Annotated in this window: 14 protein-coding genes; 13 read left to right on the top strand and 1 reads right to left on the bottom strand. The window is 59.9% G+C overall.

Features of this window, described 5'->3' with window-relative positions:
• Positions 1-29: 29 nt before the first annotated feature.
• From Q8R81_RS01810 to Q8R81_RS01790, 5 genes are all read left to right on the top strand, one after another.
• Complete coding sequence (locus Q8R81_RS01810; protein ID WP_305615597.1) at positions 30-800, top strand: energy transducer TonB; 771 nt, start codon at positions 30-32, stop codon at positions 798-800.
• A 180-nt stretch (positions 801-980) separates the two neighbouring features.
• Positions 981-3,368, top strand: a complete 2,388-nt coding sequence (locus tag Q8R81_RS01805; protein ID WP_305615596.1) for a glycosyltransferase family 4 protein — start codon at positions 981-983, stop codon at positions 3,366-3,368.
• A 64-nt stretch (positions 3,369-3,432) separates the two neighbouring features.
• Positions 3,433-4,647, top strand: a complete 1,215-nt coding sequence (locus Q8R81_RS01800; RefSeq protein ID WP_305615594.1) for a glycoside hydrolase family 130 protein — start codon at positions 3,433-3,435, stop codon at positions 4,645-4,647.
• Positions 4,648-4,720: 73 nt separating this feature from the next.
• Positions 4,721-5,761, top strand: a complete 1,041-nt coding sequence (locus Q8R81_RS01795; RefSeq protein WP_305615592.1) for a mannose-1-phosphate guanylyltransferase — start codon at positions 4,721-4,723, stop codon at positions 5,759-5,761.
• On the top strand, positions 5,758-6,561 hold the full coding sequence (locus Q8R81_RS01790; RefSeq protein ID WP_305615590.1) for a class I mannose-6-phosphate isomerase: 804 nt from the start codon (positions 5,758-5,760) through the stop codon (positions 6,559-6,561). The genes Q8R81_RS01795 and Q8R81_RS01790 overlap by 4 nt, the downstream gene beginning before the upstream one ends.
• A gap of 33 nt (positions 6,562-6,594) precedes the next feature.
• Here the strand turns inward: Q8R81_RS01790 and Q8R81_RS01785 are convergent, their stop codons facing one another.
• The gene (locus Q8R81_RS01785) at positions 6,595-7,728 is read right to left on the bottom strand and encodes a polysaccharide biosynthesis/export family protein (RefSeq protein WP_305615588.1); all 1,134 of its coding nucleotides are present in this window, start codon (positions 7,726-7,728) and stop codon (positions 6,595-6,597) included.
• Between the two features lie 98 nt (positions 7,729-7,826).
• On the opposite strand from Q8R81_RS01785, the gene Q8R81_RS01780 reads away from it, so the two are divergent.
• The 8 genes from Q8R81_RS01780 (at position 7,827) to Q8R81_RS01745 (ending at position 20,179) form a co-directional block, all read left to right on the top strand.
• Entirely contained in the window at positions 7,827-9,506 is a 1,680-nt protein-coding gene (locus tag Q8R81_RS01780; protein WP_305615586.1) for a glycosyltransferase family 2 protein, read from the top strand.
• 5 nt (positions 9,507-9,511) lie between these two features.
• Entirely contained in the window at positions 9,512-10,264 is a 753-nt protein-coding gene (locus tag Q8R81_RS01775) for a DUF5672 family protein (protein WP_305615584.1), read from the top strand.
• 375 nt (positions 10,265-10,639) lie between these two features.
• A complete protein-coding gene (locus Q8R81_RS01770) occupies positions 10,640-11,830 on the top strand; it encodes an AGE family epimerase/isomerase (protein WP_305615582.1) in 1,191 nt (396 codons plus the stop codon).
• Positions 11,827-13,284: a D-glycero-beta-D-manno-heptose-7-phosphate kinase gene (rfaE1, locus tag Q8R81_RS01765; protein ID WP_305615580.1), complete on the top strand. Its 1,458-nt coding sequence runs from the start codon at positions 11,827-11,829 to the stop codon at positions 13,282-13,284. Before Q8R81_RS01770 ends, rfaE1 begins: the two co-directional genes overlap by 4 nt.
• Complete coding sequence (locus Q8R81_RS18320; protein ID WP_371135285.1) at positions 13,277-13,855, top strand: D-glycero-alpha-D-manno-heptose-1,7-bisphosphate 7-phosphatase; 579 nt, start codon at positions 13,277-13,279, stop codon at positions 13,853-13,855. The genes rfaE1 and Q8R81_RS18320 overlap by 8 nt, the downstream gene beginning before the upstream one ends.
• The gene (locus tag Q8R81_RS01755) at positions 13,752-16,613 is read left to right on the top strand and encodes a glycosyltransferase (protein ID WP_305615576.1); all 2,862 of its coding nucleotides are present in this window, start codon (positions 13,752-13,754) and stop codon (positions 16,611-16,613) included. The genes Q8R81_RS18320 and Q8R81_RS01755 overlap by 104 nt, the downstream gene beginning before the upstream one ends.
• A complete protein-coding gene (locus Q8R81_RS01750) occupies positions 16,610-18,205 on the top strand; it encodes a glycosyltransferase family 4 protein (RefSeq protein ID WP_305615574.1) in 1,596 nt (531 codons plus the stop codon). The genes Q8R81_RS01755 and Q8R81_RS01750 overlap by 4 nt, the downstream gene beginning before the upstream one ends.
• 180 nt (positions 18,206-18,385) lie before the next feature.
• Complete coding sequence (locus Q8R81_RS01745; protein ID WP_305615572.1) at positions 18,386-20,179, top strand: glycosyltransferase; 1,794 nt, start codon at positions 18,386-18,388, stop codon at positions 20,177-20,179.
• The last annotated feature ends 205 nt before the right edge of the window (positions 20,180-20,384 follow it).

Genomic DNA, 20,384 nt, shown 5'->3' with positions numbered 1-20,384 from the left:
GTCCGGGGTAGACCAATCCCCTAAAGCCGATGGCCGCCAATCTGCGCTATGTGCAGGCTGTGGACGAGGGACTATCCGATTCGCAGCGCTATACCGACCAGACCGGGTCAGGCCGCAACCGCTTTGCCGCGACCGCATTGGCGGTGGTCCTGCATCTGATGGTGCTGTGGGGCGTGGTGCATGGGTTTGGCGGGGTGCCGGTCATGCCATTCGGCGCGGAAGAGCGCTATACGGTGCAGACTTTCGACGTACCGCTGGAAAAGCCGACGCCCACGCCCAGCCCGACCACGCCAGAACCCGCGGGGGCCTCGGGCGAGGAAGGGAAGAAGGCCGTCGCCAAGCCAGTCGTGGCAAAGGCGCGCGTTCCGGCCAAGAAGATGCCCGCCCCACCAGTCGCCTCCACCGGCAACGCCCAGCAATCCGGTGCGGCTGCGCAAGGGCAGGGCACGGGTGGCGGTGGCCAAGGGATGGGCACTGGCAGCGGCGCAAGCGGCAACGGGTCGGGTGGCGGCCTGACTCGCAAGGCCGAAAAGATCGCAGGCGATATCCGCTCCACCCGCGATTACCCCGCCGCCAGCCGCGATGCTCGGATTGGCAAAAGGGTGGTGATTTTGCTTACGGTGGGCACCGATGGCCGCGTTTCGGCCTGCAAGGTCTGGCGGGCGAGCGGGGTGCCCGAGGCCGACGCCATCACCTGCAAGCTGGCGCGCGATCGCTTCCGCTTCCGGCCCGCCACCGATGCTGCTGGCAATCCGGTGGTTTCCGACTATGGGTGGGAACAGCGCTGGTTTGCGCCGTAAGAACTCAGGAAATTAAGGCCATGAAACAATGGCTTTTCCTGATTTTGCGGTAGATCCCGCGACAAAATCGACTGCCCGTTGCAAAAGGTTTGCAACCGGGCGGGGCCATCAGCGTTTGGTCAGTGACGGTCAAGGGTTTCGCCATCGCGGCGAGGCCTGCCTTTTGGAAGACCACTGTCCATGATTGCCAGCAACGATACGTCCGGATTTGTCAGCGCGCTTCCCGGCGACGTCCTCTCCTTTCGCAGCCACCCCAGGGCAAAAGGCGTTCGGCGCCTTGCGCTGATTGGCGGGTTCAGGCCGCGCAAGTGTGGCATCGCAACCTTCACAACCGACATCTATGTGCAGCTAGGTGCATCTGGCGCCGCTTTGGCGATCGACATGCATGTGATCGATGATGGCAGAGCAGGGCTGGTCTATGAGGACGTGCGCAGCACGATCTGCGCAGACCGAGTCGAAGACTACGTTGCCGCTGCGCGAACCATCAACGACGATGCGGTCGATGCCGTCTGGCTGCAACACGAATACGGGATTTTTGGTGGCAAGGCTGGATCCATGGTCCTCGAACTGGTCAACCGTGTCGCCGCGCCGCTGATCGTGACGTTGCACACCGTGCTGGCCGAGCCTTCGCCCGAGCAGCGCGCCGTGATCGAGCAACTTCTGCGCCGGGCCTCGCGGGTGATGGTGATGTCACAGCACGCCGCATGGCTGCTGCAGGACGTGCACGAGGTCGATCCCAAGCGGATTTCGGTGATACCGCACGGCGCTCCGGACCGGCCCTTTGGGCGCGGCGAGGACTTCAAAGCGCGCGCTGGCTTGGCCGGGCGCAAGGTCATGATGACGTTTGGATTGCTCGGCCCCGGCAAGGGACTGGAGACGGTGATCGAAGCGCTTCCGGCGATTGTCGAGCGCCACCCCGATGTGCTTTACCGCATTGTCGGTGCGACGCATCCGAACCTGCTGGCAAGCCAGGGCGAGCAGTACCGCGAAGGGCTGGCACACCTTGCCGACAGGCTTGGCGTTGCAGGCCATGTGGAGTGGGACAACCGCTTTCTGGACAATGACGAACTGCTGGACCAGCTGGAAGCCTGCGACGTCTATCTGACGCCGTACCACAACCTGCAGCAATCGACCTCAGGGACGTTGAGCTATGCCGTAGCGCTGGGCAAAGCGGTGGTTTCCACGCCCTATGTCCATGCCCGCGAACTGCTGGGCGATGGCATCGGCATACTGGTGGAGCCGCACTGTGCGGAACAGATCGCCCATGCGGTGAACGGCTTGTTCGATGATCCCAGAGGCCTTCACGCGATGCAGTGGCGTGCTTGGGAAAAGGGCCGTGAGACGATCTGGCCGCGCTTTGCTGCCGCCACGCAGGCGCTGGTGGACAGCGTTGTGGCAAGGCCGGTACGGCCGATGCCGCTGCTGGCGACGCCTGGATTTGCTGGCGTTGCCGCGATGTCCGATGCCACAGGCATGTTGCAGCACGCGATCGGCACGATCCCCGACCGGCGGCACGGCTATTGCCTTGATGACAATGTGCGCGCGCTGATGCTGATGGGCACTGCCGATGCCGTGCCCTTGGCCGAGCGGCAGCGCTGGGCGACGGTCTATGCATCGTTCATACAATATGCCTGGAACCCCGATGTGGGCGCATTCCGCAATTTCATGAATTATGAACGCACGTGGTGCGAAAGCATCGGGTCAGAAGACAGCAACGGCCGGGCAATCTGGGCCTTGGGCTGCGCGATGAACACGGCGCCCGACGATGGGTTGCAGGCCTGGGCGGCACAGTGGTTCGACATTGCCCTGCCATCGGTGGCAGCGCTGCGATCGCCGCGCACGATTGCTTTCGTGATGCTGGGCTGCACCGAGGCGTTGAAGGCCAATCCGGGGCACGAGGGCGCACGTATGGCGCTGGCGCTGGGTGGAGCCGAATTGTGCCGGTTGCATGAAGCATCGCGCCGTTCTGACTGGTGCTGGTTCGAAACCGGGCTGGGATACGACAATGCACGCATCCCGCAGGCCCTGATCGCGGCTTCCGGCGTGACGGGGGATGACACATGGCTGCGCTGCGGGCTTGAAAGCCTTGGATTCCTGGCCGAGCAACAGCGTTCGGCCCATGGACATTTCCGCCCGGTCGGATCGGACACATTCGGCAAGCCTGGTGAAACGATGCCGTTTGACCAGCAGCCGGTCGAAGCCTGGGCGGCGGTCGAGGCAAGCGCAGCGGCTTGGGCGGCAACGGGTGATGAAGCGTGGTTGCGCCATGCCGAGATGGCCTATCGGTGGTTCCTGGGCAGCAATGATCGCGGCGAAGTGCTCGCTGACTTTGCCAGCGGACGATGCCGCGACGGGGTGAACCCGCAAGGCGTCAACCTCAATTGCGGGGCGGAATCGATCCTCGCGTTTCAGCTGGCGCACTATTCGTTGTGCAGCCTGCGAAAGGAAACCGGTGCGCGTCACGTTCAAGGGCATGGGGCACCCGAAGGCGGTGTTGCCACAACGGGAGAAAACGGCATGTCGAAAACCTTGAACAGCAAGGGTGCGCATAACCTTGCGGGTGCTTGATCTGAGATTGCATGCCGACCCATCGCGGTTGGTGCTTCGTCCCTTTCATCTAGGCTGGCAGGGCATGGGCGGCGATCGTGCCCGCGCAGCCAAGCTGGTGGCAGATGTCATCGGCTTGTCCGAAGCGCAGGCCGCAACCGAGTACGCCGAAGTGCTGCGCGACTTTGCCGAGCGCCACTGGCAGACCGAGCAACTGTTCGAAGAGCGCTATGACGAAATCGAAGACATGCTGGAATTGCACGCAACACCGATTTCGCTGGCCCGCAAGCGGCTGATCGGGGCGTATTTCTGCCACGAATACACTTATGCCGCAGCGGCGCTGATGAACCCGAGCATCGTGCCTCATCCCGACCAGTCGGGCATGAACGACGGTGCAGTGCGCTTTGTCATGAGCCTGCGCGCGGTGGGTGAAGGGCACATCAGTTCCATCGTGTTTCGCGAAGGCATTGCCAAGCCGGACGGCAGCTTCGATTTATGGCCGCAAAGCCATTTCGCCACCTCGATGTTGCCGGATGACAGTGCGGCAGCCTGCCGCAACGGGGAATGTGCAGTCACTGTGCACCGCCATGCCAACAGCACGCTGACCAATAGCGTGATCTTCCCGATTACCGAAAAGCAGGCGGGCGGGCTGGAGGATTTGCGCCTCGTCCGCTTCGATCACGGCGATGGCGATTATGAGTGGATCGGCACCTACACCGCCTATTCAGGCTCATCGATCCGGTCCGAACTGCTGCGCACGCGCGATTTCCGGCGCATCGTTCTCGAACCTATTGCGGGCCGCGCAGCGCGCAACAAAGGCATGGCGCTGTTCCCGCAAAAGATCGACGGGCAATACTGCATGGTCGGGCGGCAGGACGGCAAGAACCTCTATCTGCTGCGCTCGAACAGCCTAGAACATTGGGACGACGAAGGCGTGTTGCTGATGGAGCCCGAATTCCCGTGGGAATTCGTGCAGATCGGCAATTGCGGCAGCCCGATCCTGACTGATGAGGGCTGGCTTCTTTTGACGCACGGGGTCGGCGCGATGCGGCGCTATGCCGTGGGATGTGCGCTGCTTGACCGGGATGATCCGTCAAAGGTAATCGCGCGGTCCGTCAAACCCATCCTGACCGCCACTGATGGGGACCGATTTGGCTATGTTCCGAACGTGGTCTACACCTGCGGTGCGCTGCTAATCGAAGAACAACTGCTTGTTCCCTATGGAATTTCGGATAGCGCAGTGGGCTTTGCAACTCAATCCATATCGGAGTTGCTGGCCTTGATGCAAGAAATCCCCTAGTGCGTATCGCAATTTCGCATATGCAGCATTCTTGTGCTGCGGTCTGTCACAGAAACTCTCATTCGGGCTGAAGATGATCGACATTGTTCCTGTTGTGCTCTGCGGGGGAAGTGGGACCAGGCTGTGGCCGCGATCACGCAAGCAAAAGCCCAAACCGTTTCTGCCGCTTGTTGGTGATACCACGCTGTTCACCGCCACTGTGCTTCGTTGCAGTCGTGATGACGGCTTTGCTGCGCCCACGGTAGTGACCGGTGCGGCGCATCTTGCCCATGTCGAAGAGCAGTTGCCCGATCGCGCAAACACCCGGATCATTGTGGAGCCCGAAGGCCGCAATACGGCCGCAGCCATTGCGCTTGCCGCGCTGTCCCTGCCCGAGGACGCGGTGATGCTGGTGTGCCCGAGCGATCACCATATCGGCGATTGCGATGCGTTTCGCGCCGCAGCAAAGCAGGCAGCGGCACTGGCGGCGCAAGGTTGGCTGGTCTCGTTCGGGATCGCTCCGACGGCACCCGAAACCGGCTTTGGCTATCTGAAACAGGGTTCGGCGATTGGCGAAGACGGCGCGTTCCGGGTCGAGCGCTTTGTCGAAAAGCCCGATCTGGCGCGCGCCATGGAATTCCTGTCGAGCGGTGAGTATGCGTGGAATGGCGGGATATTCGCATTTCGCGCAGGCACGTTCCTTGACGAGCTTGGGCGCCACCGGCCGCTTATTCTCGATGCGGTGCGCGCGTCTGTCGCCGCCGGGACCAGCGATGGCCAGCGCTTCCATCCCGACGCTGCAGCCTTTGCCAGCGTGCCGAGCGAATCGGTGGACTATGCCGTGATGGAAAACACCGACCGCGCAGCAATGGTCCCGGCGGTCATGGCATGGTCGGACATCGGCAACTGGCAGGCCCTGCATGAAGCGCTGGAGCGTGACGATGCAGGCAATGCCGTGAACGGCGCGGCCGAGCTCAAGGATTGCAGCAACGTGCTGGTGGTCAGCGATGGGCCGCGCGTATCGGTCGTCGGTGCATCGGACCTGATCGTGGTGGTGGATGGCAACGAAGTGCTGGTCTGCACCACAGCGGGCGCGCAGAATGTGGGGAAGCTTTCAGGAGCCGCCAACCAGTGACTCGCCTGCCCACGAAGATCGTCGAAAAGCCGTGGGGCAAGGATGTCCTTCCCCCCCAGTTCGACGTGCCGGAGGGCAAGCGCATCGGTGAAGTGTGGTTTGTTCCGCCGCCGGAAATGCCCGATATTCTGGTGAAATACATCTTCACCAGCGAGAAGCTTTCGGTGCAGGTTCATCCCGATGATGCGCAAGCCAAGGCACTGGGCGAAAGTGATCGTGGCAAGGAGGAATGCTGGCTGGTGATCGATGCCGAGCCGGGCGCTGCGCTGGGCATCGGTTTCAAGCAGGAGATCGACAGCGAGGCCATGCGCGCAGCGGCGCTCGATGGCAGCATCGAGCAGCTGATGGAATGGTTTCCGGTGCAGCGCGGGGATTTCTTCTACATTCCGGCCGGAACCGTTCATGCGATCGGCGCGGGCGTTAGCCTCATCGAGATCCAGCAGAACAGCGACATCACCTATCGGCTATATGACTATGGCCGCCCGCGCGAACTGCATCTGGAACAAGGGCTGCAAGTGGCGAAGGGGGGGCCGCATGACGCGGCGCTGCGGTTGCATGTAGCCGGCCAGGAAAGCTGTGCATTGGCCAACGGTAAGTACTTCTCGGTGCAACTGCTGACCGCCGCGTCGCCGGACCTTGCGACCACGGATCATCAGGGCCCATGCCTCGTGATCCCGCTTTTACACGGCGTGGATGTGGGTGGCGTACAGCTTCAGCCCGCTGAGTGCGGGTTGGCGCGATCCTTCAAGGACCTCGATCTGGGAACATCCGGCGATTGTCTGGTCGTCGTGCCCGGCTGACGCTGGCTGTGAACAGCCCGGCTATGGCGAGGCTCAATTCTGCAAGGTCTGGACTGCCGCGGTCACTGTCACCAGTGGCGTGAACAGCTGGCTGACAAGGTTGAGCAGCTTGCTCGGCTGGTTCGCAGTGGCATTGCCGATATACAGCACATCCTGATCCTGCATGGCAAAGCGCTGGGCGAGGAGGTAGGAGCCTGCCTTCATCATGTTAACGTGATAGACCACCGGCGTATCGGCGCCGGCTTCATTCTTGACGTAACGGAACAGGAAAATGGCAGCGGGATCGCCGGACCCGGCGCTGACTCCGCCTGCCGAAGCCATCGCTTCTGCCAGGGACACGCTCGAGCGCGAGAAGCCGAACTGTTCCACCTTTCCGGGCGCGCCGAGCACTGAATAGGATTGTGGCGCTTGGATGAGCATGAACCGATCACCGGGATAGGCCGGCACGTCAAACCCCGGATTGTCGATCAGTGCATTGAAGCGGATATCGACAGTGCGGCTCTGGCGAATGACCCGCAGGATGAGATCGCGCGCATTGCCGCGATAGCCCCCGGCAAGCGCGACAACGTCTGACAGCGTCTCGTGATTGGTCTGCAGCACCAACCTGCCAGGGCGGTTAACTTCGCCACTGACAATAACAGAATTGGTAATGGACTCGCTGAGCGTGACCAGCACTTTGGGGTTCTGCGACAGGCCACGCAGGGCACGCTGGATCTGCCCCTCGACTTCACCGACGGTGCGACCCAGAACGCGCAGCTTTCCGCCGTAAGGGATGGTGATGTCGCCATTGTCATCGACGCGGCTGGGCGGGAGCTTTTGCACCTGCACGCCGGGGTTAACGCCGACCATCGCGTTTTCGGCTCCGCCACCGCCCGACGAAAACAGGGTGACCCCGGCTTCGTAGATGCTGATGTCCAGCACGTCGCCCGGCCCGACCATATCGGTTGGCGGTGCCGCAAGATCGGGCAGGTTGCCGGTTGCAGCCACTGGCCGCGCCGTCGGCACTTCGTCGAGCGAGCCGACTTCGATGATCTGGATCGGCAGCTTGCCATCGGGAAGGCGCAGGCTCTGCTCGATCTGCTTGCCCGTCGGACCGCTGGTCGGAAGGGAAGCGCACCCGGCAAGCCCTGCAAGTAGGCATATGTTGGCAATGAACTTCATTTGCATTGCAGGGGGTACTCGGTTGGCGTTACCAGATCTGACCGGAGCCGGTAGCACCATCTTCGCCGGTGCTGCAATAGCGGTGCGGCGAGGTCATCTGCAGCTTGGCACTTTCGCAAGACGATGAAGCTGCTAACGACTATGGCACAGCATTCCACAGCAAGGGACGGCAAGGGTTGCCACAGGCGATGAACGGTTTCGGGTTGAAAATCATCGCTCACCTGAATGCCGCGCGCCGGGACCCTGCGGCGTGGCTGGCAGCAGCGTGGTGGTACATCCTGGGCAAGCGTCTGCGCGCCAGGACACGGTTTGCGGCTATGCTGGGCGCCACGCCACAGGCCTATCGATTGTGGCTGTTGGACGAACCCGCCCCGCCTGTGGATCGGTCCGCTTCGGTGCAGATAGTTGTTCTGCTCGAGGCAGGCGAGGGCGATTCAAATACCGTGCAGTGCGCGATGGAACAGGGGGCCTGCGCATATGCGATTCGGGATGGATCGCTGAACGATGTGGTGAATTGCATCGACTGGAGCGGGGATCCCTGGATCATGCCGTTGCGTGCAGGCGATCGGCTGCATGCAAATGCCATCTCTGTTTATCGCAGGGCAGCAAGCACGACCTGTGCGACTGTACTTTATGCCGACGACGATCTGATGGATCGGCATGGGCGGCGCCATTCGCCGCATTTCAAGCCCTCGTGGAATGCCGAACTACACTGCCATTTCGACTACCTGACAGGTGCCTGCATGGTCCGCGTCGATGCTGCCGAAACTTCGCGTGCCGCCGAGGCAGGTGCGGGTTGGGCGGAACGCTTGCTGGCCGCAGCTCTGGCCTCACCGGGCGCGCTGCCGGAGCGTATTCCTCATGTCCTGCATCACCGACAAGAGCGCAAGGATGCGGTCGACCACGGCAGGCTGGTGAGTGAATCAGCGGCATTGCCGAAAGTGCCTGTTCCGAAAGTGACCGTAATCGTGCCGACGCGCAACCGGCTGGACCTGCTGAGCACGTGCATCGGCGGGCTGGAACGGACCGACTACCCCGATTTCGAGGTTGTCATCGTCGACAACGGCAGTGACGATCCGGCAACGCTGGAATGGCTTGCGGGCCTCGATAGCCGGCGTTTTCGCGTCCTGCGTGACGATGGTGCCTTCAACTTCTCGCGCCTCAACAACCGCGCTGCGCAGATTGCGGAGGGAGAGGTGCTGTGCCTGCTCAACAACGACATTGAAATTGTCGATCCGGGCTGGCTCACGGCGATGGTGCAGCAGGCTCTGCGCCCCGAGGTAGGCGCAGTCGGCGCGCAGTTGCTTTATCCCGATGGCCGCATCCAGCACGCCGGCGTCGTGCTGGGCATTTGCGGCGGCGCTGCGCATGCGCATCGGTTTCTGCGGCCGGACGACCTTGGCTATTTCCGGCGGCACGCGTTGCCGCAGTTTGTTTCCGCCGTGACAGCAGCCTGCCTTGTCGTGCGGCGGTCCCGCTTCGAGGCTGTGGGCGGGTTGGATGAGGAACGCTTTGCCGTTGCCTTCAACGATGTCGATTTCTGCATGCGGCTGAATGCGCGCGGGTGGCAATCACTGTACGAGCCGCGCGCAAGACTGATCCACCATGAATCGGTATCACGCGGGTTTGATCGCGATCCGGAGGGCGCGGCCCGCTTTGCCGCCGAACTGGAAGCGCTCAAGGCGCTGTGGGGCACAGGCGATTTCACAAAGGACGTCGATCCTTTCCACCACCCGCAACTGAGCCGGTACAGCGAGTTGTTTTCTGTGCGCGCCGGGGATTGAAGATCATGCGGCTTGCTCTCCCCGATGTCACACTGTGCGCCGTCACTTCGATCAACGTCGCTGCCACGGTGCAGGCGCTGACAACGTCCATGGCGCAGGCGGACTTCGGCGCGGTGAAGCTGTTCACCGATGTCCGGTTGCAACTTGATGATGACAGGATCGAAATCGTGCTGATCGATCGGCTGACATCGTCGAAGGCCTACTCCGCGTTTCTGCTGGCAACCCTGCCGGACCATATCGGAACGTCCCACTGCCTCGTGACGCAATGGGATGGCCACGTCGTCAACGCAGAAAGCTGGCGGCCGGCGTTTCTGGACTACGACTATGTCGGCGCAAGTTGGCCGCAGTTCGGCGATGGGCACGATGTGGGCAATGGCGGGTTCTCGTTGCGCAGCCGCCGCTTGCTGGACATGTGCCGTGACGAGGCGTTTGACGCGCATCACCCGGAAGACGTGGCGATTGGCCGCACCAATCGCCCGTGGCTGGAAAGCATGGGAATGCGCTTTGCTTCCAAGGCCATCGCAGACCAGTTTGCGGCCGAGCGCACGGGCGATCCGCGCGCCTGTTTCGGTTATCACGGCGCGTGGAACATGCCCCGCGCGATCGGGATGGATGCGTTCTGGAGCGTGTATCGCAGCCTCGATGACCGCGGGACGATCTGGCACGATTTCGGCGCGATCCTGCGCGAAACGGTGCAGAACCCCGATGGCTTTCAGCGTGCGGCGCGGATGCTGTGGGACCGCATCCACGATCGTTGATTGACCTCGACGCGAAACGCCGGGCCGATCACGACGCTTGCTCCACCGCCACAATATCGTCGCATTTGCTAAACAGTTCATCGCTCGCCACTGGCTTTGCAAAACTCACACTGGGCAGACGGGGCGTAGGCAGCCTTTCCGGCCGGATACGGCAAAGGCGTTCAGCGCCGATGTAAAGGAGCAGTTCGGTTGACAAGCAAAGTTCGTCAGCATAGTTTCTTTTTGACTTATAGATTTGTACGATCTGCGTTGCAGATCATAGGTTTGTCACCAGCCGCTTAAGTATTGTGTCGGATTTGGAAGGGTCTGAGCTACGCTCAATCCGCACAAGTGTGGCAATGGCCAATCGCCATGGATCATAATTTGAAGAAGCGAATGGTCACTTTTGAGGCTCGCAAGATCGACGTCAGCGCTGGTTCCGAGGCTTTGCGTGCATGGCTGGTTGGGCCTGCTGCATCCTTGTGGCTTGATCGATCAGTAGATCGTCATGGCGGAGGCTTTTTCGACCAACTCTCTTTCCACGACGCAAGAAACGCGTGCGATTTTAAGCGACTGCGCGTCTGTGCGAGGCAGATCTTTGTATTTGCCGAGATGGCTGGTTGGCATGTCCCCGATGCTCGAGCAGTTGTGTTTCACGGTCTGGACTATTTGTTTACCCGTCTGCGCCATCCGCATGGTGGGTTTGTTCGCTCCACCACGCTAGCAGGGGTGCCGCTCGACGAGACTCGCGATCTTTACGATCACGCTTTCGTTGTGTTTGCCTTGGCCGCTGCATACCGGCTGACAGGGGATAGCACGCTGATAGATGAGGCGCGTGAAGTGCTTCAATTGATTGCCGGCGAAATGTCCCATTCGGCCGGCGGCTACCTTGAGTCTTTGCCGCCGGTCCTGCCCCGTCGGCAAAACCCCCATATGCATTTACTAGAAGCGTGCCTCGCGTGGGTCCCACTGGTGCGCGACCCAATCTTCTTTCTGGCAGCGCGCGATCTCATCAACCTTTTCGAGAAGCACTTCTACGACAGCAATAACGGCGCCCTGTTCGAGTTTTTCGGCGACGGGTGGCAACTCCTAGCCGCTCCTGATCGCCCAACCTTCGAACCGGGGCATCATTTTGAATGGATTTGGCTGCTGGGTGAAGCGCGGCGTCTTGGCATTACTGTCGAAAGTACGGACGGGATTCCTACCGCACTGGCGGAAACTGTGCGAGCTAGCGGTTTCGGTGCGGTAGGTCTGCCTTTCGGTGCCCTGCAAATTCCTGCGGCAGGCCCTCCAGTCGTCAGTGATGCAACATGCCGCATCTGGGTGGTGACGGAATGGCTCCGTGCCTGTCTGGTGCAACCGGACAGCGGGGTTGGCCCGGCCGGCCCGGCAATGGCCTGGCTGCAACGCTATCTGGACGTGCCGGTGCAGGGGCTGTGGCACGAGCGCTGCGATGCCTCGACCGGTCGCTTTGAAAACGGACCAGTGCCCGCCAGTTCGCTCTACCATATCGTATCGGGCCTGGGTCCCGTTTTTTCGGAGGACGGATTGCCCGCGTCCCGGCCCAACGAGGTGCCCAAAGCATGAGTGACGCAATAACTGACAGGTTTGCCAAAGCGCGAGTAGCCGTCATCGGTGACCTTATGCTCGACGTCTACCTCGATGGCGTGATCGAGCGCATTTCACCCGAAGCGCCCGTTCCAGTGGTGCGCGCGCGTGACCAACGCCACGTGCCTGGGGGTGCTGCAAATGTTGCGGCAAATGTTCTGGCATTCGGTGCACAAGTAGACATCGTCGGGGTCATTGGCAGCGATGGAAGGGATCTGATCGATGTGTTGGCTGCACGTGGCTATGACGATCAGGGAGGGTTGGTTGTAGATAGTTCCCGCCGCACCATCCGCAAGCAACGGATCATGGCTGGTCAGCAGGTCGTTCGCATTGATTTTGAGGATTTGCACCCGCTTTCGGCCGTGATCGAGCAGGATCTTGTTACGCGAGCCACGGCAGCAATAGCAAAAGCTGACGTTGTTGTGCTGTCCGATTACGGCAAAGGAGTGCTGACCGACACCTTGCTTGCAGCCGTCATTGCCCATGCAAAAGCGTTGGACAAGCCGGTTATCGTCGATCCGAAGCGTCGTAATCTTGCTGGCTACTGCGGTGCCACGATCATAACGCCCAATCGAGGTGAGCTTGTTGCAGCGACGGGCCTCTCCTGCGAGACAGATCACGAGGCGCAGGCAGCCATTTCCAGCGTTCAGGCTGTTTGCGGTTCGGCAGTACTGCTGACCCGCTCGGAGAAGGGTATGTCGTACTACCCCATGTCTGGAGAGGTGTTGCACTTTCCTGCGCGCGCGCTTGAGGTGTTCGACGTGTCGGGCGCAGGCGACACAGTCGTCGCCGCGCTTGCGGTGATGCTTGCCTGTGATGAGCCGATCGAGACGGCGATTCGCTTTGCAAACGATGCGGCAGGGGTAGTCGTCGGCAAAGCGGGTACGGCAACGGTGACCTTCGACGAAGTGATCGAGGCCAAGGCCAAGGCAGAAGGTCATCTCAGCATTGACGGTGCATTGGTGTCACGCGCAGAAGCGATCGAAACTTGCCGCCGGTGGACGGCGCAAGGATTAACCATCGGCTTTGCAAATGGCTGCTTTGATTTGATTCATCCTGGCCACATTTCGCTTATTCATCAAGCGAGTGGTGCTTGTGACAGGCTTGTCGTTGCCCTGAATACTGACGCGTCGGTACAGAGGTTGAAGGGCAGCAATCGCCCGGTTCAAAATGAGGTGGCTCGTGCCCAGGTGATAGGCTCGATCAAGGGAGTTGATCTTGTCACACTGTTTGACGAAGATACGCCTTTGGAACTAATCACTGCGTTGCAGCCGGATTTGTTGGTCAAGGGCGCGGATTATACCGTGGACACCGTTGTAGGTGCCGATCAAGTCCTTGCGCGCGACGGACGAGTGCTGCTCGCCGATCTGACGCCGGGGCAGTCATCATCGCGCCTGATTTCACGCATGACGGCGCCGACTGCCGATGGTTGACGCTACACTCGTCCGTCCATTAGCCCTGTTCGACAGAGATGGTGTTCTCAACCGGGACACGGGTTACCCCTACCGGCCCGATCAAATCGAGTGGATCGATGGAGCGCTTGCTGCACTGGCAATGGTACGGGAGCATGGCTATCGCAGTGTCGTGGTCACGAACCAGTCTGGAATTGCGCGCGGGCTCTATACCGAACAGGACGTCGAAACGCTGCATAGCTGGATGGCGAACGAGGTTGCGCGCGCTGGCGGACATATCGATGCCTTTTATTTTTGCCCATTTCATCCAGAAGCGGCGATTGAACGGTATCGTGCCGATCACGAGGATCGCAAACCGCGCCCCGGGATGCTGCTCAAGGCTCTCGCGCGTTTCCCTGCCGATTTGGCGACAAGCTTCATAATTGGCGATCGTCAAAGCGATATTGATGCAGGTGTAGCTGCCGGCATTGCAGGGCATCTGTTCACCGGTGGCGCTCTCGATCAATTTGTTGGCGACATACTGGCGGGGAAGAAAATTCGCCGACAGGCGTCGTTGGCTGCTGCTGCGCCTGAGCCCAGAAAAGGTAGATAAAGTGAAGGCAGGGAACGTGAAATTTTCGCCCGACGACTATGTCGCGGGACTCTATCGGTCGTTGCTCGGCCGAGAGCCTGATGCGAACGGTTCGCAGGGTTACATCGAAGCACTGCGTAAAGGGGCAACTCCGCTCTGGGTGCTGGGGGAAATTCAGAACTCGGCTGAGTACCGGTCACGCCAAGGCTCTTTCAAAAGCACCACTGGCGGTGATGATATCGCACCGCTGCCCGACGTTGGTCTGGCAAAGCAGGAGCAGGCCGATCTGGATTTTGTCATCGGGGCGAGTGCCAAGTACTTCAACGACATCGATTTTTTCAAGCGACTGAAGGCCGATGCTTTTGCGCAGCCTGTGCGTCGCAAGATTCGGACTATCGCAATCTATTATTGGAAAATGAACAATGGCGGCACTGAACGGGTGACCGCCAGACAGGTTCAGATGTGGACTAGGATGGGGTACCGCGTCATCTTGCTGACGGATCAGGAGCCTGATCCGGTCAACGATTACGACTACGGAAAAGACATCCAGCGTTTCGTTTTGCCCGAACGCATGATGTTCAACCAGCACTATCCTTTACGTGGTCGTGCACTGGCCGACATCCTCGTACGCGAGAATGTGGATATCTTCATTACCAACCAATGGTACGAGTTCTCGACGGTCTGGGATGTGCTTGTTGCCAAGAGCCTTGGCATAGCGACAGTAGTTGGCTGGCATAACTGCTTCGATGCGGGCATCAACAACGTTGACGACCTCGCAGTCTCCTACCTGCGCTTCCTTGCCTACAAGCATGCGGACGCCATGGTGGTGCTTAGCGAAGTTGACCGGGTGTGGTTCGAGCGGTGGAACGTTTCTGCGCGGATGATCCACAATCCGCTGACGTTTGATCGCCTGCCTGACAAGTTGGCCCCGCTTGACGACAAAACCATTGTCTGGATTGCGCGGGTTGAGCGCCATCAGAAGCGAGTAGATCAACTTCTCAAGATGTTTCCACTGCTGCTCCAGCAGGTGCCAGATGCGCGCCTCCTGATTGTGGGTGGCGGCCCTGATCTTGCTTGGGCGCAGGAATATGCCGAAGCACTCAATGTCCGCTCGCAAATCCACTTCATTGGCTACACCACCGAGGTGCAACGGTACATCGAACAGGCCTCGGTGCACATCATGACTTCGGATTTCGAAGGTTATCCCATGGTGCTGGGGGAAGTGTGGTCACACGGAGTGCCCACTGTGATGTTCGACCTGCCGCAGATCGAATATCTGCGCGCCGGCAAGGGTTGCATCGTTGTGCCACAAGGGCAAATCGCCGAACTGGCGAATGAGGTCGCTGGGCTCCTCCTGAATCCTGCTCGTCGGCGAAAGCTGGGCGAGGAGGCCCGCTCTGTTGTTGCCGACATCATTTCCGACAATCTCGATACGGCATGGGCAAAGCTGTTTTCCGACATTGAAACAGGCACACCGCTCAGTCCGGCAGAAAAAGTGGCGGATGTCGGCAGCATGAACATCCTGATCGACCTTCTTGGCCGCCGCCTGATGAGCCTGCACCGTCCGAACTTTCCAGAGCCGCGTCTGCCAGTGCTGCCCAGCGCGGTCCCTGTAAAGCCGCCTCGCCAGAAGTCGTTACGCATTGCTCACAAAGCCGTGCGCGCGCTGGCAGCGCCCTTCTATTTGGCGAAGAATGCCGGGTCCGTGCGCCTTTTGCCTGAACGTCGGCTACGAACCATCGATCTTTCCAATGTGGGCCTTGGCGACAACCTGATGATCTGGGCCGGCCTTTTTGCCTTGCTTGATATGGGTGTGGACGTCTGCGCGCCGGGCTGCGTTATCCATGTTCAGCCGATTTTGGCCAATCTGGCTGAACGCCTGTTTGGCGGATTCGGGCTGGAGGTGCGGCGCGGCGCGCCCCAGAATCCGGCCAGCCCCATTTATTCGCCACTGCCACCCGAGACCTGGCGCGAGTGGCGCAATACCTACATCGGCCGAGACTGGCGGATGAACTGGGTCGAAGCGCTCGACCGGCAAAAGACTTTTCCGCGCGACGGAGCGGACTTGTCGTTCGAAAAGCGGACAAGGCTCAGGGTTTCCGAATTCGTATTGTTCGGTAGACAGAATTGGACTCAGGCGACGCCTTCCTACGTGGGCTATCGCGTCTGGCAGCCCCTGGCACTGCATCACAAAGTCTACCCCATACAATTCATGACGCAGATGAAGCGGTCTTTCGTCAGAATCCGTCAGATTTTCGGCGCATATGTTGACAACGCTACGCCTGAGAACACGCGTGAAGCATATTGCCATAACGTGAGCTTTCCCGCTGGGAAGTCATTCCAGACCATCCCGCCGCAAGTTCTTGCCAGTGTTAACAAGCGGTTGGGAGATGATCGCCTTGAATGTTATGTCCAGAACGATAGCGCATGGCGCGCCGACTTTGAAAAAGGTGATCTAAAACCCCAACATATCGACGATCTTTTGGACACTTTCCGGCTGGTTCGATACTCTAAAAAATTGCTCACCACCGACAGTTTTACTTCCCATCTCGCCCAGTTTTTGCGGGATGACTTCGTACTGGTTCTCAGCCGTGACATGCGCGAAAACATCGTCCATCCGGGCGCAAATCCGGTTATCGTTGCAAATCATCCCGCTTGTGCGCCTTGCAATTATCAAGAGCGGTATCATTTCGATACCTGTGTAGCGGGATACAAGTATTGCCTCGCATTCAACAATGATGCTTTTGCCGAGGAAATTGCCGCTGCGGTGAAGAGGTGAACACCTCGCCGATCCAGACCGCGCAGGGACCCCGAACAGGACCGCTGCGCATTCTGGTTGCCACCAATGTCTACCCCCCGCGCTTCATTGGCGGGGCAGAGCTCGTTGCCCACAATTTGGCTCTCTCCCTCGCCCGGCAAGGTCATGAAGTGCGGGTGTTTGCCGGTGATCTTGGCGGGCCGATCCTGCGTGGGAAACGGCTGGATGATGTGATGGATGGCATCACGATACACCGGATCGGCATGGATCCGCGTGATTTCGATCCGGCATGGCAAAATCTTGTTCATGATGGCGTCGACAGCCATCTCACTGCCGTGCTGGCCGAATTCCAGCCCGACGTCGTGCATGCTCATAATCTGATGGGGCTCTCTGTCAGGTTACCCGCAATTGCCAGCACATTAGGCATACCGACCGTGGTGACGTTGCATGATTACTGGGGCATTTGCCTTCGCAACACACTCATGCGCCCCGATGGCCGCCAGTGTGATGACACGAAGCAGTGTCGTACCTGCCTGCCGGTCAGCAAGGAGCCGGGGATCATCAATCTGCCGATGCGGTTGCGCAAGGATGCCATCGAGTTGTCGCTGGCATCGGTGGCAGCGTTCGTTTCGCCCAGTCGCTTTCTGGCCGAACGCTATGTGGCTTGGGGCCTTCCGGCGGATCGCATGAACGTGATCCCGAATGGCATGGATGCCACCCCCTTTGCCGGGACTATTCGCGGCACAGCTACGCCGGTTCGCATACTGTACGTTGGCTATCTGGGCGCTCACAAGGGCGTGGCTGGCTTGATCGATGCAGTTGCCGCAATGGAAAGGCGATCGCAGGTACAGCTGACGCTGGTCGGGGTGGGGCCTGACAAAGATGCCCTGCACGAGCAGGCGATGCGCGCAGGGATGGACGAGGTCCAGTTTGCAGGCCGCGTCGCGCCAGACGACATGCCGCGGATCTATGCAGAAGCGGATATTCTGGTCTTGCCGTCGGTCTGGAGCGAGAACCAGCCGGTCTCCATCATGGAGGCACTGGCCAGCGGCCTTGCGGTCGTGGCCAGCCGGATTGGCGGTATTCCCGAGATCATTGAGGACGGCGTCACCGGTCTATTGTGTGATCCCGGCAATATGCCGATGTTGGCTGGATTGCTCGATGAACTGGTGGAGCATCCGTCCCGTCGCCAGATACTGGGCCGCAATGCTCAGGCCAAAGTGGCAACTCATGATTTCTCAGCCCAGGCCATCATGATCGAAGGGCTGTTCAGGCGAGTCATGAACCCACAAAGTCTGCCGTCCCCGGCCAAGCCGATCGTCGGAATCATCGGCTCGTGTCGAGGCGACACGGATGATCCTGATTGCGCTGACCTGCCAGCAGGGTTGCAGACCGGAAGCTTGCTTGTGCCCGCAGACTGGCTGACTGCAAGCCAACGGCAGAACTGTGTCCGCTTGCGGCATTACCGCACGAACAGTGTATGGCAGCGCGCATGGTCTGGCATGCAGGCGCTGGGCCTCGACCTGCTCATGCGGGCTCTCCCCGGTCGGGCGCGGTCGCGCGCTATTGCCAGAGCGCGCCGCTTTTGGCCAAATTTCCCAAAGCACAAATAAGAATGGCCCCAATGTCCCTTTCAGTTGCAGTTAACCCGGCTCTGGAGTGGGTAAGGTCTTTCTTGCCTCCGCTTGCGATATTGGCAATGAATTGCCCGGAACAGAATTTGGAATTGAGTCTAGAGCGTGTAATCCCGGCCGAAGACTTCATGCAACCGCATGCGATGAAGGATTTGTGACGTGAAGGAATTACTTGGTCGGATAATGCGGATTGGAAAGATGGGGTCAACACCACCTCGTCTGCAACCGCCTGACATCGCCATGCGATTAAGAGCGGAGCGCCCCGATTTACAGGCTGCTTTCAGTCTGAAACGTGAAGAAGAGTATCATAACCTCTCGCTCTGGCTTTTGTTTCATGGATTGAGTGAGACAGGCGGGACAATTGACCGTGCTACGCTCGAAGCATATCAGCCGTGGCTTGCTCCTGTTCCGCACGTGCCGCGCTGCGGTCCAATGCCGCTGAACTGGCTGATGCAGGAAGCGGCGTTGCGCGAGGAGTTCTCGACTGCCGATTTGAATGAGCCGGAGGGACAGTATCGCGTATTGCGCTGGTTCTTTCTCGAGGCGGTAAAAAAATATAACTGGTGTTCGCTGCTCACTGAAGAGCAGGCCGTTGCTCTGCTCTCGATCGAGGAAGAGTCTGGCCTACATCTGATCCTCCGATGGATCTGGGAAGAAAACCAAGAGTTGTCCGATCGATTTGCCGACCCTGCCGATTCCGGATTTCGGACATGGCTATGGGAGCATGGCGGAGCGCGCTGGCCGCTTCTGACACATCCTCGCATCGGCCTGGCAAGCGCGATGCGCCCCCCTCCCAACCCTGACCTGCCGTTCGGCGTAAATCTGGTAGGCCATCCGCGAGGGCGGTTTGGTATTGGCGAAGATGTGCGTATGGCAGCCCGCGCTCTGGTTGCTGCGGGCGTACCGTTCACCATTCGCGACGTCTCGCACGGTTCGCCGGTGGGTCATGATGACCACAGTCTCGATCAGCTTATCTCGGACGATTTGCCGTACCGCTATACAGTCTTCTGCGCGACGGGCATGGACACGGTCCGCATCGTTAATCTCCTCGGCAGACAGGCATTTGACGGGCAGGTGTTGATTGGCTTCTGGCCATGGGAACTGCCCGAATTTCCTGAGGCATGGCAGCACGCATACGCTCTGGTCGACGAAGTCTGGGCGTCCACCCATTACACCCGCGATGCCTATTTGCGATCATCGCCGGTGCCCGTACGGCACGTGCCGATGGTCGTTACCTATGGCGAGACAAACTCGCTGACCCGTACCGATTTTGGCCTGCCTGATGACCGTTTCCTGTTTGTCTTCGCCTATGATGCCCTTTCATTCAGTGCACGCAAGAATCCCGATGCCTGTCTTGAGGCGTTCGACAGGGCCTTCCCGCGTGGGGATGAACCCGTCGGTCTCGTGATCAAGGGGATACGGGCCAAGGATTCGCAAGCGTGGATGACGCTTGAGGCGAGGGCTGCACAAGACCCTCGCCTTTTCCTGATTGACAAGTCGCTTGAGCGCGGCGCGATCCTTGATCTTTATCGGGCCTGTGACTGCTTTCTGTCGCTGCATCGTGCAGAAGGGTTCGGGCGCAACATTGCCGAATGCATGGCGCTGGAGCTGCCAGTCATCGTCACGGCCCACTCCGGCAATCTCGACTTTACGCAGTGGGACAACGCCGCACTGGTGCCCGCCCGCCTGCGTCCGGTTCTGGCCGGAGAGTACCCTTACGGTGCAGGGCAGATCTGGGCCGAACCAGATACCGTAGCTGCAGGCGCTTTGATGCAGAGGATGGCGCAGGATCGGTCTTGGCGCGAAGGCCTCGCCAAAGCCGGCAGCCAGGCTATCAAGACGCTGTATTCGCCCGAAGCCGTTGGTCAGCGGTGGCGCGAAATGCTTGATCTGCTCGATAGTCGAAATGCCGGAATGGCTGCAGTATCTGGGCGGGGTTCGAACCTTGCTTGAACTTGCGCCCTCATCATCCAACTGGCCGTTCTGGCGGCATTGGCACAGCGCAACCTTAGGCAATTGGGCACCTCCATTTACCGGTCAGATTTGACAGCGCAGGCGTGATGACGGCGCACTGACCTCATCGCGAGTGCTGAACTGCCCAATTTTCTCGGCATTTGGGTGTGCCAGCCTGGGTATGAGGACCGGGTTCCGGCCTTCG

Origin of the sequence: Novosphingobium sp. (assembly GCF_030696665.1) — a bacterium.
GTDB lineage: Bacteria > Pseudomonadota > Alphaproteobacteria > Sphingomonadales > Sphingomonadaceae > Novosphingobium.
The sequence above is the reverse complement of the archived record's forward strand: the minus strand, read 5'-3'. Positions and strand labels throughout refer to the sequence as shown.